This window comes from Pseudomonas sp. PSE14 (genome assembly GCF_029203285.1).
In the GTDB taxonomy this organism is placed as follows: domain Bacteria; phylum Pseudomonadota; class Gammaproteobacteria; order Pseudomonadales; family Pseudomonadaceae; genus Pseudomonas.
In genome coordinates, this window is record NZ_CP115669.1 from 1,767,757 (window position 1) to 1,790,648 (window position 22,892).

Consider the following 22,892-nt stretch of genomic DNA (forward strand, 5'->3'; position numbering starts at 1 on the left):
GCTGTCCTCACCGATTCACATGAGAGCCTTCATGACCACTGTCCGCACCCGTATCGCGCCGTCTCCCACCGGTGACCCGCACGTCGGCACCGCCTACATCGCGCTGTTCAATCTCTGCTTCGCCCGTCAGCACGGCGGCCAGTTCATCCTGCGTATCGAGGATACCGACCAGCTGCGCTCCACCCGCGAATCGGAACAGCAGATCTTCGACGCGCTGCGCTGGCTGGGCATCGAGTGGGACGAGGGCCCGGACGTCGGCGGTCCGCACGGCCCGTACCGGCAGAGCGAACGCGGCGCCATCTATAAGCAGTACAGCGACGAGCTGGTCGAGAAAGGCCATGCCTTCCCCTGCTTCTGCTCCGCCGAGCGACTCGACGCGCTGCGTGCCGATCAGCAGGCGCGCAAGGAAACCCCGCGCTACGACGGTCACTGCATGCACCTGTCCAAGGAAGAGTCGGCCAAGCGTATCGCCGCCGGCGAATCCCACGTGGTGCGCATGAAGGTGCCGACCGAGGGCGTCTGCGTGGTGCCGGACATGCTCCGTGGCGACGTGGAAATCCCGTGGGACCGCATGGACATGCAGGTGCTGATGAAGGCCGACGGCCTGCCCACCTACTTCCTGGCCAACGTGGTCGACGATCACCTGATGGGCATCACCCATGTCCTGCGTGGTGAAGAGTGGCTGCCCTCGGCGCCCAAGCTGATCAAGTTGTATGAGTACTTCGGCTGGGAACAGCCGGTGCTCTGCTACATGCCGCTGCTGCGCAACCCGGACAAGAGCAAGCTGTCCAAGCGCAAGAACCCGACCTCCATCACCTTCTACGAGCGCATGGGCCTGCTGCCCCAGGCGCTGCTGAACTACCTCGGCCGCATGGGTTGGTCCATGCCGGATGAGCGCGAGAAGTTCAGCCTGGCGGAGATGATCGAGCACTTTGACCTGTCCCGCGTGTCCCTGGGCGGCCCGATCTTCGATATCGAGAAGTTGTCCTGGCTGAACGGCCAGTGGATTCGCGAGCTGTCGGTGGAGGACTTCGCCAAGGAAGTGCAGAAGTGGGCGCTCAACCCCGAGTACCTGATGAAGATCGCCCCGCACGTGCAGGGCCGCGTGGAGAACTTCAGCCAGATCGCCCCGCTGGCCGGCTTCTTCTTCAGTGGCGGCGTGCAACTGGACGCCAAGCTGTTCGAACACAAGAAGCTCGACGCCACCCAGGTTCGCCAGGTGCTGCAACTGGTGCTGTGGAAGCTGGAAGCGCTGCGCCAGTGGGAGAAGGACAGGATCACCGCGACCATCCAGGCCGTGGCCGAGCACCTGGGTCTCAAGCTGCGTGACGTGATGCCGCTGATGTTCCCGGCCATCACCGGCCAAGCCAGCTCGGTGTCGGTGCTCGATGCCATGGAAATCCTCGGTGCCGACCTGTCGCGCTACCGTCTGCGCCAGGCCCTGGAACTGCTGGGCGGTGCGTCGAAGAAAGAAGCCAAGGAGTGGGAAAAGATTCGCGACGCCATCGGCGCCTAATATCTTTCCTACACTGGAGAAGGCCGGTCGCCGTCAGGTGCCCGGCCTTTTTCATACCTGCGCAGCCCGTTTGGCGCGGCTGGAGGAGGGCGCGCGGGCCGCTCGTTCCACCGGCCGGAAATCGGGGTGGTCACATAAGTGATTGTTCTTTGGGAGAAAAAAATTAGAAATCTGAAAAAATCTTGTTGACAGGGTGTCGTCTCGCCCCTAAGATGCGCCCCGTTCCAGCGACGAACTGAATGACAGAGCGACGCGGAACGGTAGATCCAGCGGTACTTTGGGGCTATAGCTCAGCTGGGAGAGCGCTTGCATGGCATGCAAGAGGTCGACGGTTCGATCCCGTCTAGCTCCACCAAATTACCAGTAAGCTTCGTCGGTCCGGACGAAGCCGAAATCGAAGGTTTTGCGTCCCCTTCGTCTAGTGGCCTAGGACACCGCCCTTTCACGGCGGTAACAGGGGTTCGAGTCCCCTAGGGGACGCCACTATCCAGCGGCGATGCGTTCGCGTCGTCAGCCAGAGTGATCTGGGGCTATAGCTCAGCTGGGAGAGCGCTTGCATGGCATGCAAGAGGTCGACGGTTCGATCCCGTCTAGCTCCACCAATTTCCCATTCGGGATGAAGCCAGAATCCGCGGTTCAGCGGGTTTCTTCGAAGGATATGTCCCCTTCGTCTAGTGGCCTAGGACACCGCCCTTTCACGGCGGTAACAGGGGTTCGAGTCCCCTAGGGGACGCCATTTTTATCGCTCTGCGATGCCTATAGGGCCACTGAGACTTTCAGTGGCCCTTTTGTTTTTCTCCCTCCTGAAGAATTTTCTCCCGACCAGCGGTCGCACTTTCGGCTTGCCGATTTTTATTATGAGAATAATATTCTGATCATAATATTTTTGGAGCGATGCCATGAGCGACAAGAAGGCCCAGACCCGCGAGCGCATTCTTTCCGCCGCCACCAGCGCGCTGCTCAAGCGCGGTCCGGTCGACCCCAGCGTGGGCGAGGTGATGGCGGCGGCGGGGCTGACCGTGGGCGGCTTCTATGCGCACTTCGAGAGCAAGGATGCCTTGATGCTGGAGGCCTTCCGCCAACTGCTGAGCAAGCGCCGGGCTGGCCTGAAGATGTTCGATCCGCAAACCAGTTTTGCCGAGCGCCGGGCACTGGCGGCGCAGTTCTACCTGTCGCGCAAGCACCGCGACACCGAAGACGAAGGCTGTCCGATCCCCAGTTCCCTGAGCGAAGTGGCGCACCTGCCGGAAGGATTCCGCGAGGCGCTGGAAGAACACGTGGAACTGATGGTGGCGAGCCTTGCTGAGCGTCCGGAGGAAATCGACGCGGTGCTCAGCGATATGGCCCTGATGATTGGCGGACTGGCGCTGGCCCGTGCCCTGGGCAAGGGCGACCTGTCCGATCGTGTCTTGCGTGCCGCGAAGAAAGCGGTGATCTGAGGAGGTACGGAAAATGAGCAGTCTGAGCTGGGTTCGTGGAATCAACGCCACCCTGGGCCGCGTTGCGCCGCAATGGGCGGCGGGGCGCATGCGTCAGCTGTTCATGACGCCCAACGAGTTGCCGCCGCGTGACTGGGAGCTGCCGCTTTTGGCCAGCTCCGAGCGCATCACCCTGCGCTTCGGCCTGTCCGCGCTGCGTTGGGGCGAAGGTCCGGCGGTGTTGTTGATGCACGGCTGGGCGGGGCGCCCGACGCAGTTCGCCGCGCTGATCGAGAAGCTGGTCGGCGCCGGTTACGGAGTGATCGCCCTTGACGCCCCGGGCCACGGCCGCTCGCCAGGGAGCGAGGCGAACGTCGTGCTGTTCGCCCGCGCCCTGCTGGAAGCCGCCAGCGAGCTACCGCCGCTGCGCGCGGTGATCGGCCATTCCCTGGGCGGCGCCAGTGCATTGTTGGCGACCCAGATGGGCCTGCGCACCGAAACCCTGGTGACCATTGCCGCGCCGAGCAAGGTGCTCACCGTACTGCGTGGTTTCGCCAACTACGTCGGTCTGTCGCCGGCGGCGCGTTCGAGCTTCATCCGTCAGGTCGAGCGGCAGGCGGGCATTCCGGCGAAGCAGCTGGATGTGGCGCGCTACGAGCTGGGCATGCCTGGTCTGGTGGTGCACGCCGAGGATGACCGTCAGGTGCGGGTGACCGAGTCCTTGGCCATCCATGAGGCCTGGCCGGGTAGCCGGCTGCTGCGGCTGCCGAGCGGCGGGCACCACCGCGTGCTGGCGGACACCGCACTGGCGGAGGCGGTACTGGAGCTGCTGGAGGGCGTCGAGGAGCCGCTCGCCCTGGCCCTGGCATCCTGAGTCATTCAATAGCCTGATAACGGCGGCCGCAGGCCGCCGTTATCGTTTCATGATGGCCCGTTGCGGGTCGTCAGGCTTCGCGGCCTGGCGTAGACTTCCGGGCATTTCCGGCTGCCCCGGCCTGGGCGCGAGGTCTTGCGCATGCGGGTGGCCGATTGGGGGAAACGCATGAATCTTTCGCTGGATTGGGTGCTGCAGCAGGCGCGCCCGGTCATGCCGGTATTGGTGATCGACGATGTGGCGCTGGCCGGTGATCTGGCCCGCGCGCTGTATGACGGTGGCGTGCGGGTGCTCGAAGTGACCCTGCGCACGCCACAGGCACTGGACGCCCTCGCGGAGATTCGTCGCGAGCTGCCGGAGATGATTCTCGGCGCCGGCACGCTGATCCACACCGAGCAGTTCCAGGAGGCCCGCGATGCCGGCGCGCAGTTCGCCATCAGTCCCGGCTGCACGCCGCGTCTGGTAGCTGCCGCCGATGATGCGAAATTGCCGTTCCTGCCCGGCGTAATGACGCCTTCGGAGGTGCTGGTGGCGCTGGAGTACGGCTATCGCTCGCTGAAGCTGTTCCCCGCCGACGGCAATGCAGCGATCCGGATGCTCAAGAGCCTGAAGGAGCCCTTTACCGGCATCCGCTTCTGCCCAACCGGCGGCATCACCCAGGAAAACCTGCTCAACGTCCTGCGCCTGCCCAACGTCGCCTGCGTCGGCGGCACCTGGATCGCGCCGCCGAGCCTGGTGCGCGCCCGCGCCTGGGACCAGATCACTCAATTGGCCATCGAAGCCCGCGAGCTGGCCGCAAGCCTGGAGCATTCCTCATGAGTTGGCAGTTGCCCGATCCCTTCGTCATCGACATCGAGGTCAAGGCCGAAGACATCGACGGCCTCGGCCATGCCAACAATGCCGTCTACGTCAGTTGGCTGGAGCGCTGCGCCTGGCGCCACTCCCAGCGGCTGGGGCTGGACCTGGCCGAGTACCGCCGGCTGGACCGCGCCATGGCCGTGGTGCGCCACGAGGTTGACTACCTGGCGGCCGCCTATGAAGGCGACCAGCTGCAACTGGCGACCTGGATCGTCGAGTCCGACCAGCGCCTGAAGATGACCCGTCACTTCCAGCTGGTGCGTCCGGAAGACGCCGTGACCCTGCTGCGTGCGCAGACCACCTTCGTCTGCATCGAGCTGTCCACCGGCAAGCCCAAGCGCATGCCGGCGGAGTTCATCGAGGGTTATGGCCGCGCTGTGCTCTCCCCGGAAGCCGTGGCTGCCGGCGCGTGATCCGTCGCGTCGTGCTTTTCCCGGCGCGGCGCATTCCCTACAATCCGCGGCCCCGCATTTGCTTGAGGCTCGCCTGTCGTGCAGATCGCCCTGGCCCCGATGGAAGGGCTGGTAGATGACATCCTCCGCGATGTGTTGACCCGCGTCGGCGGCATCGACTGGTGCGTCACCGAATTCATCCGCATCAATGACCGACTGCTGCCGCCGTCGGCCTTCCTCGCGCTCGCCCCGGAACTGGAACACGGCAGCCGCACCCGTGCCGGCGTGCCGATGCGCGTGCAACTGCTCGGCTCCGATCCGCAATGCCTGGCGGAGAACGCTGTGCAGGCCTGCGAACTGGGCGCGCCGGTGATCGACCTGAACTTCGGCTGCCCGGCCAAGACGGTGAACCGCTCCCGTGGCGGCGCGGTGTTGCTCAAGGAACCCGAGTTGATGTTCAGCATCATCGAGACGGTGCGCCGTGCGGTTCCCAAGCACATTCCGGTGACCTCGAAGATGCGCCTGGGCTACGACAGCCCGGACGGCGCCATCGACTGCGCCCGTGCCCTGGCCGATGCCGGTTCCGCCCACGTGGTGGTGCACGCGCGGACCAAGGCGGAAGGCTACAAGCCGCCGGCGCATTGGGAGTGGGTGGCCAAGGTGGCCGATGCGGTGAAGGTGCCGGTGTTCGCCAATGGCGAAGTCTGGACCCTGGAGGATTACCACCGCTGCCGCTCCATCAGCGGCGTGGCGGACATCATGTTGGGGCGTGGGTTGGTCTCGCGGCCGGACCTTGCGCGGCAGATCGCTGCCTGGCGCGATGGTCGCGACGTGGTGCCGATGCCCTGGTCGGAAGTGCGCATGCTGCTCGACGACTTCTGGCGCCAGGCGCGGCGCAAGCTGGCGCCGCGTTATGCGCCGGGGCGCCTGAAGCAGTGGCTGGGGATGCTCACCCGTAGTTATCCTGAAGCGGTGGAGCTGTTCGCCCAGGTGCGACGCGAGCATGACTGCGAAGTGATCGACCGGATGATGCAGGTCGAAATCGAAGAAGCGGCCTGATCCGACTCTTGATATTCGTAGGAGCGAGCTTGCTCGCGAACAGATCACCCGGCTGAAGTCGGCGTTTGGGCGGTTCGCGAGCAAGCTCGCTCCTACAAAAAAGCAGTCAGCGTCCGCCGCTGACGTCGATGAATCCGCCCGTGCTGTAGCTGGACTCGTCCGAGGCCAGGAACAGGATCGCCCGCGCCACTTCTTCCGCTTCGCCACCTCGTCCCAGGGGAATCGCCGATTGCAGGCGCTCGACACGCCCCGGTTCACCGCCGCTGGCGTGGATTTCGGTCTTGATCAGCCCCGGCCGCACCGCGTTGACGCGGATGCCTTCGCCAGCCACTTCCTTCGCGAGGCCAATGGTCAGGCTGTCCACCGCACCCTTGGCCGCCGCGTAGTCGATGTACTCGTTGGGCGAGCCCAGGCGCGAGGCCATGGACGAGACGTTGACGATGCTCCCGCCCTGGCCGCCATGCTTGTGCGCCATGCGCTTCACCGCTTCGCGGCAGCAGAGGAAGGTGCCGGTGACGTTGACCGCGAACACCCGCTGCAGGCGTGCCACGTCCATGTCTTCCAGGCGCATCTGGCGCTCCAGGATGCCGGCGTTGTTCACCAGCACATCGAGGCGGCCGAAAGCTTCGTCCACGTCGCGGAACAGGCGCAGCACGTCCGCTTCGCTCGATACGTCGGCGGCGAAGGACTGCGCGGTGCCACCGGCAGCGGTGATCCGTTCCACCAGCGTCTGGGCCGCTTCGTGCTCGCGGCGGTAATTGAGGGCCACGGCGAAGCCGCGTTCGGCGGCGAGGAGGGCAGTGGCGGCACCGATGCCGCGACTGGCGCCAGTGATGAGCATGACGGGTTGCATGGGCGAATCCTTTTTGCGAGGCGGGGCTTGAAACCGATTTTGCCATCCCTATCTATGTCCCTGCGGGAGGCCGAAGACGGGTCCCGCATCGGAGTTCTGAAGACAGGCTCCAGATCATACCTTGCTGAAATTTTCAGGAGATTCGCCATGAGCAACGTCCTTTCCCTCGCCCCGCTGTTCCGCCAGTCCATTGGTTTCGACCGCTTCAACGATCTGTTCGAATCCGCCCTGCGCAGTGAAAGCGGCAGTTCCTACCCGCCCTACAACGTCGAGAAGCATGGTGACGACCAGTACCGCATCGTCATCGCTGCCGCCGGCCTGCAGGAGGAAGACCTGGAGCTGCAGGTGGAGCGCGGCGTGCTGACCGTCAACGGCGGCAAGCGCGAGAAGGCTTCCGAGAGCGTCACCTACCTGCACCAGGGCATCGCCCAGCGTGCCTTCAAGCTGTCCTTCCGCCTGGCCGACCACATCGAGGTCCAGGGCGCGTCGCTGAAGAACGGCCTGCTGAGCATCGAGCTGGTGCGCATCGTTCCGGAAGAAGCCAAGCCCAAGCGGATCGCCATCAACGGCCAGCGCCCGGCCATCGAAGGCTGAGTCGCGCCTCGGCACTGACCGAGCCGTAGCCGCATAGCAAAACGCCCGTCTCGCAAGAGACGGGCGTTTTCGTTTCTGCGTCGGTCAGGCGTTCTGCCGTTCCGGCAGCGGCGCCGAACGATTGCGCCACCAGGCGATGACGATCGCCACCATCAGGACGAAGCCCAGGTAGCCCATGATCGGGTAGACGATCCCCACCAGCTTGACGAAACCGACCTGGCTGCCGATGAAGGCGAGTACCACCGCGGCCACCGTAGCGACGCGGAACGGCACGCCATAGGCGGCGCAGCGCGCGGCCAGGGTGTAGGCGAAGCCGCTGGTGGTGCAGTACAGCTTCACCAGCAACAGCGCGAGCATCACGTCGCCGAACCACGGGGCGATGTGGTTGCTCAGCAGCAGGGTGGGAATGGCGCTGTCGCCGATCACGTCGATCTGCACCAGCATCACCAGGGCCATGGCCAGGATCAGCACGCCGACGCCGGCGCCGCCGATCACGCCGCCCAGCCCGGCCTTGCGCAGGTTGGCCACGCTGCTGCCCATCACCACCACGGCGGCCGCAGTGGCGGCGACGTTGTAGGAAACGTAGAGGAAAGCGCTGAGCAGCCAGTTGGGCGCCGGGTGCGGCAGGGCCAGGGCGATCTGCTCCAGTTCGGCCAGCGGCTTCTGGATGTGCGTCAGGGCGTAGATGGCGATGATCGCCACGATGATCATCAGCACCGGGGTGATCAGGCTCATCAGGGTGATCACCCGTTTCAGGCCCAGGCACACCGTGATGATGGTCAGCACGCCAAGCACGATGCCGCCGATGTTGTGGCCGATGCCCAGTTGCTGCTCGAAGGAGGAGTTGGCCCCGGCGAACATCACCACCATGGTGCCGAACAGGAAGAAGGTCAGCATCAGGTCGACGACGCGGCCCAGCGGCTTGCCGCAGATGAACTCCATGGCCTCCTTGTGCGACTGGGTCTGCAGGCGGCTGCCGATCTGGTAGAGGTTCATCAGCAGGAAGGCGAACAGCGCCAGTGCCACCACGGCGCCAGCCAGGCCCATGATGCCGAAGCTGCCGAAGAACTGGAGGATTTCCTGGCCCGAGGCGAAACCGACGCCGACCACCAGGCCTATGTAGGCACCACCGAGTTTGAGACTGGTCTTCATGATCGAAACCCTATTGTTGTTATGGGGGCGGCCCCGCCTGTGGCGAGACCGGAGGAAGGATCACGCTTCGCCGACGTAGGCCTGGACTTCCACTTCGACGTCCACGCCCAGCGCCAGGGCGGAGGCCACGCAGGAACGCACCGGCAGGCCCTGGTCGAAGTAGCGCTTGTACACCTCGTTGAAGCCGGCGAAATGCGCCATGTCCGATAGCCACACGGTGGCCTTCACCACCTGGGAGTAGTTCGCGCCGCAGGCTTCCAGGCTCTCGCCGATGCGGGTCATCACCGCTTCGGTCTGGGTCTGGATGTCGCCTTTCACCACCTGGCCATCCGCAGTCATCGGGATCTGCCCGGACAGGAACAGGAAGCCGCCGGCCTTGACCGCGCGGGAGAAAGGGAAGGGCAGGGTGCTGGGATAACGCTGGATATCGCTCATGGGAGTGCCTCCGGTAGGATTCAACGCAAGCGCGCCGGGCTCAGGCGCAGGGGATCCACGCCTTCCTGACGCAGGGATTCGGGAAGCGGCTGGCCGAGCAGCAGCGATTGGGCCAGGCGCGACACGCCATCGGCCGACTGGATGCCGTAACCGCCCTGGGCGGCCAGCCAGAAGAACGCCGGGTTCTGCTCGTCCTGGCCGATCACCAGGTCGCCGTCGGCGACGAAGGAGCGCAGGCCGGCCCAGCTGTGGTTCGGACGGCGGATCGTCAGGGTGGTGTGCTCTTCGATGTGGTGTACGCCCAGGGCGATGTCCAGCTCTTCGGGCTGCACGTCCTGTGCCTGTACCGGGTCGGCGTTGGCGGGCGAGCCGAGCAGCTGGCCGGCGTCGGGCTTGAAGTAGAAGCTCTCGTCGATACCGATCACCGTGGGCCAGCGGCTGATGTCGACGCCCTCCGGGGCCGGGAAGGTGAAGGCCGTGCGGCGGCAGGGCTGCAGGCCGACCGGGCGGACGCCGCAACGCTCGGCCACGTGATCGGCCCAGGCGCCGGCGGCGTTTACCAGTTGCCTGGCCTGTACGATGTCGCCCTGGCTGAGCTCCAGCGTCCACAGGCCGTCTTCGTACCGGGCCGACAGCAGCTCGCGGTTGCAGCGCAGTTCGCCATCGCGCTGGCGCAAGCCACGCAGGTAGCCCTGGTGCAGCGCGTGGACGTCGAGATCACGGGCATCGGGTTCGTACAGCGCCCCGGCGATGGCGTCGGCGCGCAGGTACGGGAGGAATTCCAGCGCCTGTTCGGTGCTGATGCGCCGAACTCCGGGTGTGGCTTCGGCCTGCTTGAGCAGTTCGACCTGCTCGGGACCGCCGACATACAGGCAGCCGCGTGGGGTAAGAATCGGGTGCTCGCTGAACCCGGCCGGTGGATTTTCGTAGAAGGCCCGGCTGGCGCGAGTCAGCGCCTGGATCTGCGGGGTGCCGTAAGCCTCCATGAACATGGCGGCGGAGCGTCCGGTGGAGTGGTAGCCGGGCTGTTCTTCGCGCTCCAGCACCAGCACCCGGTGGGTTTCGCTCAGTCGGTAGGCGAGGGATGCGCCAGCGATGCCGGCGCCGATGATGACGATGTCGAATGGATTCACGGCAAGGACCTTTCGCAGGTTTTCTCTTATGTGAGAAATCTAAGATATGAGAATTTTTGCGACAAATGCAAGGCCCGGTAAACTTTCCGCATTCCCTTTCGAGATGCCTCATGAGCGAAACCGCCCAAGCCCAGCCCAAGCCTCAGCAGCTGGATCGGAACGAAGTCGGCGCGCGCCTGCGGGCGGTGCGCAAGCAGCAGAAACTGACCCTGAAGCAGCTCTCCGACCTGTCTGGCGTGGCGCTTTCCACGTTGTCGAAGATGGAGCTGGCGCAGGTCGCGGTGAGCTACGACAAGCTGGCGGCGGCGGCTCGCGCGCTGCAGGTGGATATCGCCCAGTTGTTCCGCCCGCTACCGTCCGTCGGCGCCCAGGTCGGGCTGAAAACCTTCGTGAAGACGCGTGTCGATGAAGCCGCCGGCTACGATACCGGCGGTTACGAGTACTACCCGATCGCTGGCGACTTCCCGCAGCGCAGCATGACCCCGCTGTATGCGCGTATCTTCGCTCGTGAGGTGGGGGAGTTCGACGACTTCGTCCGTCACCCCGGCCAGGAGTTCGCCCTGGTGGTTTCCGGGCGCGTGCGCATCCAGTTCGAAACGGGCGAGTCGGTGAGCATCGGCCCGCGCGAGACGGCCTACTTCGACAGCAGCGTCGGCCACCTCTACCTGAACGACGGCGAGGCGGACGAGGCGCAGGTGATGGTGGTGATGTCGGAGTTGCGCCCGGCCGGCTGACCGGGCGGTGCGCCTCAGGGCGCCTTTTGCGTGTCCCGGCGTGGCAACTGGCCGATGAAGGCCTCCAGCGGCACGGGCCGGCTGAACAGGTAGCCCTGGTACAGGTGGCAACCCTGTTCTTCCAACAGGGCGAGCTGCTCCGGGGTTTCCACGCCTTCGGCGATCAGTTCCAGGCCCAGGCTGTGGCCCATGGCGATGATGGCGCGGACGATCTCGGCGTCGTTGCTGTCGTTCGGCGCGTCGCGCACGAAGCTCTGGTCGATCTTCAGGCTGTCCACCGGCAGGCGCTTCAAGTAGGTGAGCGACGAGTAGCCGGTGCCGAAGTCGTCCATGGCGAAGCGCACCCCGGCCTGGCGCAGGCGCTGCATGCGGGCGATGGTGTCTTCCAGTTGCTGGATCACGATCCCCTCGGTGATCTCCAGCTTCAGCAGGCTGGCCGGCAGCTTGGCCTTGTGCAGGCTGTCGAGGACGCGCTCGACGAAATCGTTCTGGCGGAACTGCCGGGGGCTGATGTTCACACTGAGGCAGAAGTCCTCGGGGTCGATCCGTCCTTCGGCGAGCAGACGTGCGCAGGTACGGCAGGCTTCCTCGATGACCCAGCGGCCCACTTCGATGATCAGGCCGCTGTCTTCCAGCACGCGGATGAAGCTGGCCGGCGATTGCGGCCCCTGCGTGGGGTGCTCCCAGCGCAACAGCGCTTCGGCGCCGACAATACGGGTGCCGCGGGAGTCGACCTGCGGCTGGTAATGCAGGCTGAACTCGCGGCGGGCGATGGCCATGCGCAGGCCGCTCTCCAGGCGCAGGCGCTCGCTGGCGGCTTTCTGCATGGAGGCGTGGAACAGCTGCACGGTATTGCGGCCGGCGTCCTTGGCGCGGTACATGGCGATGTCGGCGCGCTTGAGCAGGTCCTCGGGCGTCGCGCCGTCGTCGGGGATCAGCGCAATGCCGATGCTCGGGGTGATCTGCAGGCGGTGGCCGTCCAGCAGCATGGGTTCGGCCAGCAGGTCGCGCAGTTTCTCGGCCAGCTGGCGGACCCGGCGCGCGGTTTCCAGGCGGCTGCCATCGATGCCGGTGAGCAGGATCACGAACTCGTCGCCGCCTAGCCGCGCCACCGTGTCTTCCTGGCGTACGCTGGCCTCCAGGCGCGCGGTGACCATCTGCAGGATGGCGTCGCCCACCGAATGCCCCAGCGAGTCGTTGATGTGCTTGAAGTGGTCGAGATCCAGGAACAGCAGTGCGCCGCGCATGTTGTGGCGCTGCAGCAGGGCGATCTGCTGCTTGAGGCGATCCATCAGCAGGGCGCGGTTGGGCAGGTCGGTCAGGGCGTCGTGGTAGGCCAGGTGCTGGATGCGCGCTTCGGCCTCGCGCAGTTCGCTGGTGTCGCGGGCGGTCAGCAGCAGGCAGGCGGTGCCGCCCAGGTCGATCTGCTCCACCGAGACGTCCACCGTCTTGACCGTGCCGTCGCGATGGCGGCCGAGCATCTCCATGTGGTGCACGAAACCATCGCGTTTCAGCGCGGCGATCATGTTCTGGCGTTCGCTGGGATCGGACCAGATATTGATGCCCAGGGAGGTCTGGCCGATCACCTCGTCCGGGCGATACCCGGTCAGGCGATGGAAGCCTTCGTTGACCTCGATGTAGCGGCCGCTGTCGCGCTCGGTGATGGTGATGGCGTCGGGGCTGGAGTGGAACGCCTTGTAGAATTTCTCCTGGCTGGCCTTGAGTTCCTCTTCCGCCTGCAGGCGCCGGGTGACGTCGCGGAAGGTGGAGAGGATGCACAGCTGGCGGTCGACCCAGATCAGCCGGCTGGCGACCATGCAGGTGATGGGGCGGCCGTCGCGGGTGAGGAACTGCACCTCGATGTTCTGCAGCGAGTGGTCGCGCATCAGTTGTTCGAACAACCTCTCGCGCTGGTGGTGATCGGCCCAGAACGACATCTGGTGGGAAGAGCGACCGATGGCCTCCTCGGCTCGCCAGCCAAAGGTGCTGCAGAAGCTCGGATTGACCTCGATGAGCTCGCCGTCGCGCACCCGCGTCACGCAGATCGGGTCGGGGCTGCCCTGGAACAGGCTGGCGAACTTTTCCTCGGAAGCTTCCAGGTTGCGCTCGCGCACCACCTGTTCGGTGATGTCGAGCAGGGTGCCGGCCATGCGCAGAGGCTTGCCGTCGGTGCTCCGGTAGAGCCGGGCGCGGCTCTCCAGGTAGCGCACTTCGCCGGATTGCAGCTGCGCGCGGTAGGTGAACTGGTAGTCGTTGTCCGGTCCCTTGGCCAGGCGTGCGTAGGCTTGGCGCATGCGCCGGCGATCGGCCTCGTCGACGCAGGCGAAGAATTCGCCGAAGTGGCCGTGGAAGTCTTGCGCCGGCAGCTCATGGAGCACGGCAGCGCGGGTGGAGCCGTAGATCATCCCGGAGGGGATGTGCCAGTCCCAGATGCCCAGTTGCGCGGAGTCCAGCGCCAGGTCCAGGCGCTCCTGGCTATCGCGCAGAGCCTGTTCCTGGGCGCGCAGGCGAGTCACGTCGCGGATGGTCAGGACCAGGCAGGCCTGGCCTTGCAGTTCGATCTGGCAACCGTAGACGCGGGCGCTGCGTTCTTCGCCTGCGCGGGTAAGCAGGGTGACTTCGAAGCCGTCGATGCGCTGCTCGGCGTCGATGGTGTCGAGCATGCGCTGGCGTTCATCCAGGCTGCGCCAGATGCCCAATTGCAGGGAGGTCTGGCCGATGGCTTCGTCGCGGCTCCAGCCGAAGCGCTCGGTGAAGCTGGCGTTGATCTCGCGGAAGCGCCCGCTGCTCCGGTCAGTGATGACCATGGCGTCGGGGCCGGTATGAAAGGCCTTGGCGAACTGATCCTGGCTTTCGGATTCGGGCAGGGACGAGGAGGCGCTTCGGCTCATGCAGCGCTCCCCGACAAGAGGCCGGGACCGCTCACAAAGCGGTGGCGAAATGGCATGCGGACGGGCATTCGGGCCCCTTGTTCTTCTTGTTCTGTCAGAACAATAGAGGTTAGGCCGCGACCGGCGCAAGCCCGGCCGCCTGGGCGTCGAGCAGGCGCATGAAGGCGCGCGCGGCGTTGGACAGGGTGCGCTCGGTATGCAGGATGTAGCCCAACTGGCGGCTGAGCTGGATGTCCTGCAGCGGCAGGCGTACGACGCTGTCGTCGAGCATGGTGCGCGGCAGTACGCTCCAGGCCAGGCCGATGGAGACCATCATCTTGATGGTCTCCATATAGTTGGTGCTCATGCCGATGTTCGGCGTCAGGCCTTCGGCCTCGAACATGCGCCGCACGATGTGGTGGGTGAAGGTATTGCCGCCGGGGAACACCGCCGGGTGCCGCGCCACGTCGGCGAGGAATACCGGGCCCTGCACCGACAGCGGGTGCTCGGGGGCGGCGACGAAATCCAGCGGGTCGTCCCACACCGGCACGGCGCGCACCGGTTCGGCGGTTTCCGGGGCGAGGGTGATGACCGCCAGTTCGGCGCGGCCATGCAGAATCTCTTCGTAGGCCACTTCCGAATCGCAGAACTGGATGTCCAGCGCCACCTGCGGGTGCGCCTTGGTGAAGGCCCGCAGCAGCGGTGGCAGGCGATGCAGGCCGATGTGGTGGCTGGTCGCCAGGACCAAGCGGCCGCTCACCTCGCCATTGAGGTTGGTCAGGGCGCGGCGGGTGTCGTCCAGTACATTGAGGATCTGGTAGGCCCGCGGTAGCAGGGCTCGGCCCGCCTCGGTCAGGGTCACTTCACGGCCGACGCGGTCGAACAGGCGCACACCCAACTGGCTCTCCAGGGCGGCGATGCGTTTGCTCACCGCAGGCTGGGTCAGGTGCAGGCGCTCGCCGGCTTCGGAGAAGCTGCCGGACTCGGCGATGGCGAGGAAGGTGTTGAGGCTGGTCAGGTCCATGTCGACTCCCGGAGGGGCTGGAAACGGCGCCTGAATCTTATAACGCACCTGTATTCCTCCTGGGAATCCTTTGAATAAAAAATATGAATTTGAGTTATTCAGCGCCTTTCCATAGCATCATCCCCACAAGCCCAAGGGGCATAGAAAGACGCTGATGAGGATTCTCTGATGGCCGGCAAGACGCTGTACGACAAGCTCTGGGAAATGCACGAGGTGAAGCGCCGTGACGATGGTTCGTCGCTCATCTATATCGACCGCCACATCCTGCACGAAGTGACCTCCCCGCAGGCCTTCGAAGGCCTGCGTCTGGCCGGTCGCAAGCCGTGGCGCATCGATGCGAACATCGCCACCCCGGACCACAACGTGCCGACCACCCAGGCCGAGCGCAAGGGCGGTATCGACGCCATCGCCGACGAAGTGTCGCGCATCCAGGTGATGACCCTGGACGAGAACTGCGATGACTTCGGCATCCTCGAATTCAAGATGAACGACGTCCGCCAGGGCATCGTCCACGTGGTCGGCCCGGAGCAGGGCGCGACCCTGCCGGGCATGACCGTGGTCTGCGGCGACTCGCACACCTCGACCCACGGCGCCTTCGGCGCGCTGGCCCACGGCATCGGCACCTCCGAGGTGGAGCACGTGCTCGCCACCCAGTGCCTGGTCGCCAAGAAGATGAAGAACATGCAGGTTCGCGTGGAAGGCAAACTGCCCTTCGGCGTGACCGCCAAGGACATCGTCCTCGCGGTGATCGGCAAGATCGGTACCGCGGGCGGCAACGGCCATGCCCTGGAATTCGCCGGCAGCGCCATCCGCGACCTGTCCATGGAAGGCCGCATGACCATCTGCAACATGTCCATCGAAGCGGGCGCCCGCGTCGGCATGGTGGCCTGCGACGAGAAGACCATCGAATACGTGAAGGGCCGTCCGTTCGCGCCGCAGGGCAGCGACTGGGACAAGGCCGTGGAAGCCTGGAGCGACCTGGTCTCCGACGCCGACGCGCACTTCGACACCATCGTCGAGCTGCGTGCCGAGGACATCAAGCCGCAGGTCAGCTGGGGCACCTCCCCGGAGATGGTCCTGGCCGTCGACCAGAACGTGCCGGACCCGGCCGTGGAAGCCGACCCGGTCAAGCGCGACTCCATCGTTCGCGCCCTCAAGTACATGGGCCTGAACGCCAACCAGGCGATCACCGACATCCAGCTGGACCGCGTGTTCATCGGCTCCTGCACCAACTCGCGCATCGAAGACCTGCGCGCCGCCGCTGCCGTGGCCAAGGGCCGCAAGGTCGCTTCCACCGTCAAGCAGGCGTTGGTCGTGCCGGGCTCGGGCCTGGTGAAAGCACAGGCCGAACAGGAAGGCCTGGACAAGATCTTCATCGAAGCCGGCTTCGAGTGGCGTGAACCGGGCTGCTCCATGTGCCTGGCGATGAACCCGGACCGCCTGGAGAGCGGCGAGCATTGTGCTTCCACCTCCAACCGCAACTTCGAAGGCCGCCAGGGCGCCGGTGGTCGTACCCACCTGGTGAGCCCGGCGATGGCCGCCGCGGCTGCCGTGACCGGTCGTTTCATCGACGTACGTGAATTGATGCAGGCCTGAGGAGACCTATAAATGAAAGCCTTTACTCAGCACACCGGCCTCGTCGCGCCGCTCGACCGCGCCAACGTCGACACCGACCAGATCATCCCCAAGCAGTTCCTCAAGTCGATCAAGCGTACCGGCTTCGGTCCGAACCTGTTCGACGAGTGGCGCTACCTCGACGTGGGCCAGCCGAACCAGGACAACTCCAAGCGTCCGGTGAACCAGGACTTCGTCCTCAACTTCCCGCGCTACCAGGGCGCCAGCGTGCTGCTGGCCCGCGAGAACTTCGGTTGTGGCTCCTCCCGCGAGCACGCGCCGTGGGCCCTGGACGAGTACGGCTTCCGCGCCGTGATCGCGCCGAGCTTCGCCGACATCTTCTTCAACAACAGCTTCAAGAACGGCCTGCTGCCGATCATCCTGAAAGATGAAGAAATGGACGAGCTGTTCGCCCAGTGCGAAGCCACCGAGGGTTACCAGCTGACCGTCGACCTCGCCGCGCAGACCGTGACCCGTCCGGACGGCAAGCAGTACAGCTTCGAAGTGGACGCGTTCCGCAAGCACTGCCTGCTCAACGGCCTGGACGACATCGGCCTGACCCTGCAGGACGCCGACGCCATCCGCAGTTTCGAAACCGGCTACAAGAAGAGCCAGCCCTGGTTGTTCCGCGACGCCTGATGGCGTCGCACCACCGCGAGAGGAGAGCACCATGACCGAGAGTCGCCACGAGCAAGTGGTCCAGCGCCAGTTCGGCGCCCAGGCCAACGCTTACCTGACCAGCGCCGTACACGCCCAGGGCGAGGAGTTTGCCCAGCTGCGCGAGCGACTGTCGGCGACTACCGGTGCGCGTGTGCTGGACCTGGGTTGCGGGGCAGGGCACGTGAGCTTCAACGTCGCGCCGCTGGCCGGCGAAGTGGTGGCCTACGACCTGTCGCAGCAGATGCTCGACGTAGTGGCTTCGGCTGCTGCCGAGCGCGGGTTGGGCAACATCTCCACCCGTCGTGGCGCCGCCGAGCAGCTGCCGTTCGAGGATGGCGAGTTCGATTTCGTCTTCAGCCGCTATTCCGCGCACCACTGGCGGGATGTCGGCCAGGCGCTGCGCGAAGTGCGCCGGGTGCTCAAGCCGGGTGGCGTGGCCTGCTTCATCGATGTGGCGGCGCCGGGCTTGCCTCTGCTGGACACCCATCTGCAGACTGTCGAAGTCCTGCGCGACACCAGCCACGTGCGTGACTACTCCCCGTCGGAGTGGGCGCGTCTGGTGGGCGAGGCGGGTCTTGCGGTAACTGCCGCCAAGCGCCAGCGCCTGCGCCTGGAGTTCACCTCCTGGGTCGAGCGCATGCGCACCCCCGAGGTGATGCGCCAGGCCATTCGCGCCCTGCAGCTTTCGGTGGGCGACGAGGTGCGCGAGTATTTCGAAATCGACGCCGAGGGCTCCTTCAGCACCGACGTGCTGGTGCTCTGGGCCGAGCGCTGAATATTTCTTGAACGCTCCGGGTGGTGCGAGCCTCCCGGGGCGATACGTTATTTGCCAAGCGTCTTTAGATAAGAGAGCGAAGAGATGAGCAAACAGATTCTGGTTCTGCCCGGCGACGGTATCGGCCCGGAGATCATGGCCGAGGCGATCAAGGTCCTGGAGCTGGCCAGCGACAAGTTCCAGCTGGGCTTCGAACTGACCCACGACGACCTGGGCGGCGCCGCCATCGACAAGTACGGCGTGCCGCTGGCCGACGAGACCCTGGAGCGCGCGCGCAAGTCCGACGCCATCCTGCTGGGCGCCGTGGGCGGCCCGAAGTGGGACAAGATCGAGCGTGACATCCGCCCCGAGCGCGGCCTGCTCAAGCTCCGTTCGCAACTGGGCCTGTTCGGCAACCTGCGTCCGGCCATCCTCTATCCGCAACTGGCTGGCGCTTCCAGCCTGAAGCCGGAAGTGGTCGCCGGCCTGGACATCCTCATCGTCCGCGAGCTGACCGGTGGCATCTACTTCGGTTCGCCCCGCGAGCAGCGCGTGCTGGAAAACGGCGAGCGCCAGGCGTACGACACCCTGCCGTACAGCGAAAGCGAAATCCGCCGCATCGCCCGCGTCGGCTTCGACATGGCCCGCGTTCGCGGCAAGAAGCTGTGCTCGGTGGACAAGGCCAACGTCCTGGCGTCCAGCCAGCTGTGGCGCGAGGTGGTCGAGGAAGTCGCCAAGGACTACCCGGACGTCGAGCTGTCGCACATGTACGTCGACAACGCCGCCATGCAACTGGTCCGCGCGCCCAAGCAGTTCGACGTGATGGTCACCGACAACATGTTCGGCGACATCCTGTCGGATGAGGCTTCCATGCTCACCGGCTCCATCGGCATGCTGCCTTCTGCGTCGCTGGATTCGAACAACAAGGGCATGTACGAACCGTGCCACGGTTCCGCGCCGGATATCGCCGGGCAGGGTATTGCCAACCCGCTGGCGACCATCCTCTCGGTCTCGATGATGCTGCGTTACACCTTCAACGAAGGCGCCGCCGCTGACGCCATCGAGAAGGCCGTGAGCCTGGTGCTCGACCAGGGCCTGCGCACTGGCGACATCTGGTCCGAAGGCTGCAAGAAGGTCGGCACCCGCGAAATGGGCGATGCGGTAGTCGCCGCGCTGCGGAATCTGTAATCTCTCCGGCTCGCTCGCTCCCGGCCCCTTGTTGGAATGCGGGAGCGACGGCCCTCTAAATATATGAAGGTGTAGTAGCGATGAAGCGTGTAGGTCTGATCGGTTGGCGTGGCATGGTCGGTTCGGTGCTCATGCAGCGGATGCTGGAAGAGCGGGACTTCGACCTGATCGAGCCGGTGTTCTTCACCACCTCCAATGTGGGTGGCGAAGGTCCGTCCATTGGCAAGGACATTGCCCCCCTGAAAGACGCCTACAGCATCGAGGAACTGAAAACCCTCGACGTCATCCTGACCTGCCAGGGCGGCGACTACACCAACGAAGTCTTCCCCAAGCTGCGCGAAGCCGGCTGGCAGGGCTACTGGATCGACGCCGCCTCCAGCCTGCGCATGCAGGATGACGCGGTCATCGTCCTCGACCCGGTAAACCGCAAGGTCATCGACCAGTCGCTGGATGCCGGCACCAAGAACTACATCGGCGGCAACTGCACCGTCAGCCTGATGCTGATGGCCCTGGGCGGCCTGTTCGAAGCCGGTCTGGTTGAGTGGATGTCTGCCATGACCTACCAGGCGGCCTCCGGCGCCGGCGCGCAGAACATGCGCGAGCTGATCAAGCAGATGGGCGCCATCAACGCCTCCGTCGCCGATGACCTGGCCAATCCGTCCAGCGCCATCCTCGACATCGACCGCAAGGTCGCCGAGGCCATCCGCAGCGACGCCATGCCGACCGAGAACTTCGGTGTCCCGCTGGCCGGCAGCCTGATCCCGTGGATCGACAAGGAACTGCCCAACGGCCAGAGCCGCGAAGAGTGGAAAGGCCAGGCGGAGACCAACAAGATCCTCGGCCGTTTCAAGAGCCCGATCCCGGTGGATGGCATCTGTGTGCGCATCGGCGCCATGCGCTGCCACAGCCAGGCGCTGACCATCAAGCTGAACAAGGATGTGCCGATGGCCGACATCGAAGGTCTGATCAGCCAGCACAACCCCTGGGTCAAGCTGGTTCCCAATCAGCGCGACATCAGCATGCGCGAACTGACTCCGGCAGCCGTCACCGGCACCCTGAGCGTTCCGGTCGGTCGTCTGCGCAAGCTCAACATGGGCTCGCAGTACCTGGGCGCCTTCACCGTCGGCGACCAACTGCTTTGGGGCGCCGCCGAGCCGCTGCGTCGCATGCTGCGCATTCTGCTCGAGCGTTGATCCGCTTCTGAGTAATACCCACGACGCCGGCCTTGTGCCGGCGTCGTGCTTTCTGCGGCAAGTGATCTTGCGCACAAAAACGTTCGAAGTCCGGGATGTTGGCAGTGTTCTCCCTTGATTTCGCGGTGTTCTGTGACGGACCCGGAAAAGCAGCGGAGAACCACTCGCTATCCTCGCAGCCCAGGTTTCGGTGCGCCCTTTCGCGCCGGCCAATCGGATACTTGCTGCGGGGGAGAGGATGTCTCGAATTCACGGTTTCTTGTTGGCGGCGGCCATCGCCTCGGCCTTCCTGCCAGGCACCGCCAGTGCGCTGGAGCTGGGCGAGATTTCATCGCGTGCGGTCCTTGGGCAGACCCTGTCGGCGAACATCGAACTGCGCGGCGCGGGCGACCTGAATGCGGAGGAGGTGATGGTCAGCCTCGCCTCCCAGCAGGACTTCGACCGCCTAGGGGTCGACCGCAGCCAACTGGTGACCGGCCTGCGTTTCAGTTCGGATATCGGCAAGAACGGCCGTGGCGTCATCCACGTGACCTCGCAGCGTCCGATCCAGGAGCCTTACGTCAACTTCGTGATGCAGGTGGTGTGGCCGCAGGGACGCCTGGTGCGTGAATTCACGCTGCTGCTCGACCCGCCGAGCTACGTCGCCACGCCGGTGACCCCGCCGGCGGCCATTGCGACCCGCCCGGCTGCCGCGCCTGTTCGCCAGGCTGCGCCGGCGCAGGCAGTGGCACCGTCAGTAGCACCGGCAGCGCCGGACAGCTATCGAATCCAGCGCAACGATGCCCTGTGGGACATTGCGTCGCGCAATCGCCCCTCGTCCAGCGTGTCGGTGATGCAGACCATGCTGGCGATCCAGCAACTGAACCCGGATGCCTTCGTCGATGGCAACGCCAATCGGCTGAAAGTGGGGCAGGTGCTGCGCCTGCCCGATGAACAGCAGGTGCGGGCACAGAGTCATGCGCAGGCCGTGGCGCGTATCGAGGCGCAGAACGGTGAGTGGCAGGCACGTCGCCAGGCTGCGCTGCCGCAGGCCCGGCAGATGGATGCGACGAAAAGGACCGAAGCGGGAGCGGCGCCGGTCAGTGCCGAGGCGCGCGATAACCTGCGCCTGGTATCGGGGCGCGCCGCCAACCAGAAGGACAAGGCCGACACCGAACAGCTCGCCGTACTGCAGGAAGGGCTCGACAGTGCTCGCCGCGAGGGCGATGAAATGCGCAGCCGGATCGCCGACCTGCAGAGCCAGATGGAAAAGCTGAACAAGCTGGTCGAATTGAAGGATGCGCAGATCGCCGGCCTGATCGCTCGTCTGGCGGAGCAGGACCGGGCTGGCAAGCCTGCCGGCGCGTACGTGGCGCCTGCCCAGCCCACAGTGCCAGCTGCCGCTTCTGCCCCTGCTCAGCCTGAGGCCGTGGTTGCCGCTCAAGCCTCGGACGGCGTCGCGCATCCGTAACCCGTTCTGTCGCGATAGGCGGCGAGGCACTTGATTGCCTCGCCGTTGGGGGGCAAGTAAAGTGCAGCGCAGTTTACTTCCCTGATATCGCGAGACACTGGATGCCTGAAACCATCGACATCGCCGTAGTAGGCGCCACCGGACTTGTGGGCGAGGCACTGGTCGAGCTGCTGGAAGAGCGGGACTTTCCCGTAGGCACCCTGTATCTGCTGGCCACGGGCGAATCCGCCGGCAAGTCGGTGGCGTTCCGTGGACGCAACCTGCGTGTCGGCAAGCTGTCCGACTTCGACTTCGCCAAGGTCCGCCTGGCCTTCCTCTCCACTACCGCCGATGCCGCCCATGAGTGCTCCGCGCAGGCGCTGGCAGCCGGTTGCAGCGTGATTGACCTCAGTGGGGCGGCGCTGGCCGAGCAATCCCTGGTTGTCTTGCCGGCGGCCAATGGCGAGGCGCTGGAACAGCCCAGCCTGCCGGTGCGGATCGCCGCGCCCTGCGCGCCGGCGGCGGAAGTCGCCGAAGTGCTCGCCGCGCTGCGAGACGTGCTGGAAGTTCGCCAACTGAGCGTCACCGCCTGCCTTTCCGCCTCGGTCCTGGGGCGCGAGGGGGTTCAGGAGCTGGCGCGGCAAACCGCCGAGCTGCTCAACGCCCGCCCGCTGGAGCCGAAGCTGGTTGACCGGCAGTACGCCTTCAATATGCTGGCCCAGGTTGGCGCAGTGGATGAGCAGGGGCATTCGGCCCTGGAGCGACGCATGGCCGCGGAGCTCTCCGCGCTGTTCCCGGGGCTGGAAGGTGCGCTGGATGTCACCTGTGCCATGGCGCCGGTGTTCTTCGGCGATGCGCTGATGCTGTCGATCACCACCGCCGCACCAGTTTCGCTGGATGCGGCGCTGGCTGCCCTGGATGACGCGCCCGGCATCGAACGGGTCGAAGACGATTACCCGACTGTCATCGGTGATGCACAGGGGCAGGATAGTGTTTATGTCGGACGCCTACGTCTTGGTCTGACAAATCCATGCAAACTGAATTTGTGGATTGCGTCAGATAATGTGCGAAAAGGCGCAGCGCTGAATGCTGTGAACTTGGGCGAATTGTTGATAAAACACTATCTGTAAAAGATACTTACC

21 protein-coding genes and 4 tRNA genes are annotated in these 22,892 nt (G+C 65.2%); 19 read left to right on the forward strand and 6 right to left on the reverse strand.

Translation table 11 applies throughout. The annotated features are described in order from the left end of the window. Positions 1-31 precede the first annotated feature (31 nt). From gltX to O6P39_RS08395, 10 genes are all read left to right on the forward strand, one after another. A complete protein-coding gene (gltX, locus tag O6P39_RS08350; RefSeq protein ID WP_275610894.1) occupies positions 32-1,516 on the forward strand; it encodes a glutamate--tRNA ligase in 1,485 nt (494 codons plus the stop codon). 279 nt (positions 1,517-1,795) lie between these two features. Further along, a tRNA-Ala gene (locus O6P39_RS08355) sits at positions 1,796-1,871 on the forward strand. Between the two features lie 52 nt (positions 1,872-1,923). Continuing rightward, positions 1,924-1,999 (forward strand) — tRNA-Glu (locus O6P39_RS08360). Positions 2,000-2,042: 43 nt separating this feature from the next. Beyond that, a tRNA-Ala gene (locus tag O6P39_RS08365) sits at positions 2,043-2,118 on the forward strand. A gap of 58 nt (positions 2,119-2,176) precedes the next feature. Further along, positions 2,177-2,252: transfer RNA gene (locus tag O6P39_RS08370), tRNA-Glu, on the forward strand. A 163-nt stretch (positions 2,253-2,415) separates the two neighbouring features. After that, positions 2,416-2,955 carry a TetR/AcrR family transcriptional regulator gene (locus tag O6P39_RS08375; RefSeq protein ID WP_275610895.1) on the forward strand — a complete coding sequence of 180 codons (540 nt, stop codon included), beginning with the start codon at positions 2,416-2,418 and terminating at the stop codon, positions 2,953-2,955. 13 nt (positions 2,956-2,968) lie between these two features. Continuing rightward, on the forward strand, positions 2,969-3,808 hold the full coding sequence (locus tag O6P39_RS08380; RefSeq protein ID WP_275610896.1) for an alpha/beta fold hydrolase: 840 nt from the start codon (positions 2,969-2,971) through the stop codon (positions 3,806-3,808). A 168-nt stretch (positions 3,809-3,976) separates the two neighbouring features. Beyond that, positions 3,977-4,627: a bifunctional 4-hydroxy-2-oxoglutarate aldolase/2-dehydro-3-deoxy-phosphogluconate aldolase gene (locus tag O6P39_RS08385; protein ID WP_275610897.1), complete on the forward strand. Its 651-nt coding sequence runs from the start codon at positions 3,977-3,979 to the stop codon at positions 4,625-4,627. After that, positions 4,624-5,079, forward strand: coding sequence for a thioesterase family protein (locus tag O6P39_RS08390; protein WP_275610898.1), 456 nt, complete (start codon positions 4,624-4,626; stop codon positions 5,077-5,079). Before O6P39_RS08385 ends, O6P39_RS08390 begins: the two co-directional genes overlap by 4 nt. Positions 5,080-5,157: 78 nt before the next feature. Beyond that, positions 5,158-6,117, forward strand: coding sequence for a tRNA-dihydrouridine synthase (locus O6P39_RS08395; RefSeq protein ID WP_275610899.1), 960 nt, complete (start codon positions 5,158-5,160; stop codon positions 6,115-6,117). A 106-nt stretch (positions 6,118-6,223) separates the two neighbouring features. Here the strand turns inward: O6P39_RS08395 and O6P39_RS08400 are convergent, their stop codons facing one another. Continuing rightward, positions 6,224-6,970, reverse strand: coding sequence for an SDR family oxidoreductase (locus O6P39_RS08400; RefSeq protein WP_275610900.1), 747 nt, complete (start codon positions 6,968-6,970; stop codon positions 6,224-6,226). Between the two features lie 147 nt (positions 6,971-7,117). Between O6P39_RS08400 and O6P39_RS08405 the strand changes: the two genes are divergently transcribed. Next, the gene (locus O6P39_RS08405; RefSeq protein ID WP_275610901.1) at positions 7,118-7,564 is read left to right on the forward strand and encodes an Hsp20 family protein; all 447 of its coding nucleotides are present in this window, start codon (positions 7,118-7,120) and stop codon (positions 7,562-7,564) included. Positions 7,565-7,648: 84 nt separating this feature from the next. On the opposite strand, the gene O6P39_RS08410 is transcribed toward O6P39_RS08405, so the two are convergent. The 3 genes from O6P39_RS08410 to O6P39_RS08420 are packed head-to-tail and all read right to left on the reverse strand — an operon-like array spanning position 7,649 to position 10,284. Further along, positions 7,649-8,716, reverse strand: coding sequence for a hypothetical protein (locus O6P39_RS08410; RefSeq protein WP_275610902.1), 1,068 nt, complete (start codon positions 8,714-8,716; stop codon positions 7,649-7,651). A gap of 60 nt (positions 8,717-8,776) precedes the next feature. After that, complete coding sequence (locus O6P39_RS08415; protein WP_275610903.1) at positions 8,777-9,151, reverse strand: RidA family protein; 375 nt, start codon at positions 9,149-9,151, stop codon at positions 8,777-8,779. A 20-nt stretch (positions 9,152-9,171) separates the two neighbouring features. After that, the gene (locus tag O6P39_RS08420) at positions 9,172-10,284 is read right to left on the reverse strand and encodes an FAD-binding oxidoreductase (protein ID WP_275610904.1); all 1,113 of its coding nucleotides are present in this window, start codon (positions 10,282-10,284) and stop codon (positions 9,172-9,174) included. 110 nt (positions 10,285-10,394) lie between these two features. Here O6P39_RS08420 and O6P39_RS08425 point away from each other — a divergent pair, with 110 nt between their 5' ends. Next, entirely contained in the window at positions 10,395-11,018 is a 624-nt protein-coding gene (locus O6P39_RS08425; RefSeq protein ID WP_275610905.1) for an XRE family transcriptional regulator, read from the forward strand. Between the two features lie 14 nt (positions 11,019-11,032). Here O6P39_RS08425 and O6P39_RS08430 read toward each other — a convergent pair whose 3' ends face one another. Together O6P39_RS08430 and O6P39_RS08435 are read right to left on the reverse strand one after the other, a co-directional pair. Beyond that, positions 11,033-13,909, reverse strand: a complete 2,877-nt coding sequence (locus O6P39_RS08430) for a GGDEF domain-containing phosphodiesterase (RefSeq protein ID WP_275610906.1) — start codon at positions 13,907-13,909, stop codon at positions 11,033-11,035. A gap of 109 nt (positions 13,910-14,018) precedes the next feature. Further along, positions 14,019-14,912 carry a LysR family transcriptional regulator gene (locus O6P39_RS08435; RefSeq protein ID WP_275610907.1) on the reverse strand — a complete coding sequence of 298 codons (894 nt, stop codon included), beginning with the start codon at positions 14,910-14,912 and terminating at the stop codon, positions 14,019-14,021. Between the two features lie 168 nt (positions 14,913-15,080). Between O6P39_RS08435 and leuC the strand changes: the two genes are divergently transcribed. The 7 genes from leuC (at position 15,081) to O6P39_RS08470 (ending at position 22,880) form a co-directional block, all read left to right on the forward strand. Then, positions 15,081-16,508, forward strand: coding sequence for a 3-isopropylmalate dehydratase large subunit (leuC, locus tag O6P39_RS08440; protein WP_207884310.1), 1,428 nt, complete (start codon positions 15,081-15,083; stop codon positions 16,506-16,508). Positions 16,509-16,520: 12 nt separating this feature from the next. Further along, entirely contained in the window at positions 16,521-17,165 is a 645-nt protein-coding gene (gene leuD, locus O6P39_RS08445) for a 3-isopropylmalate dehydratase small subunit (RefSeq protein WP_275610908.1), read from the forward strand. A 31-nt stretch (positions 17,166-17,196) separates the two neighbouring features. Then, positions 17,197-17,961, forward strand: a complete 765-nt coding sequence (locus O6P39_RS08450; protein WP_275610909.1) for a class I SAM-dependent methyltransferase — start codon at positions 17,197-17,199, stop codon at positions 17,959-17,961. 84 nt (positions 17,962-18,045) lie between these two features. Continuing rightward, the gene (gene leuB, locus O6P39_RS08455; RefSeq protein ID WP_275610910.1) at positions 18,046-19,128 is read left to right on the forward strand and encodes a 3-isopropylmalate dehydrogenase; all 1,083 of its coding nucleotides are present in this window, start codon (positions 18,046-18,048) and stop codon (positions 19,126-19,128) included. Positions 19,129-19,208: 80 nt separating this feature from the next. Further along, a complete protein-coding gene (gene asd, locus O6P39_RS08460) occupies positions 19,209-20,321 on the forward strand; it encodes an aspartate-semialdehyde dehydrogenase (protein ID WP_275610911.1) in 1,113 nt (370 codons plus the stop codon). Positions 20,322-20,559: 238 nt separating this feature from the next. Continuing rightward, a complete protein-coding gene (locus tag O6P39_RS08465) occupies positions 20,560-21,771 on the forward strand; it encodes a FimV/HubP family polar landmark protein (RefSeq protein ID WP_275610912.1) in 1,212 nt (403 codons plus the stop codon). 101 nt (positions 21,772-21,872) lie between these two features. Then, on the forward strand, positions 21,873-22,880 hold the full coding sequence (locus O6P39_RS08470; protein WP_275610913.1) for an aspartate-semialdehyde dehydrogenase: 1,008 nt from the start codon (positions 21,873-21,875) through the stop codon (positions 22,878-22,880). Positions 22,881-22,892: the final 12 nt, after the last annotated feature.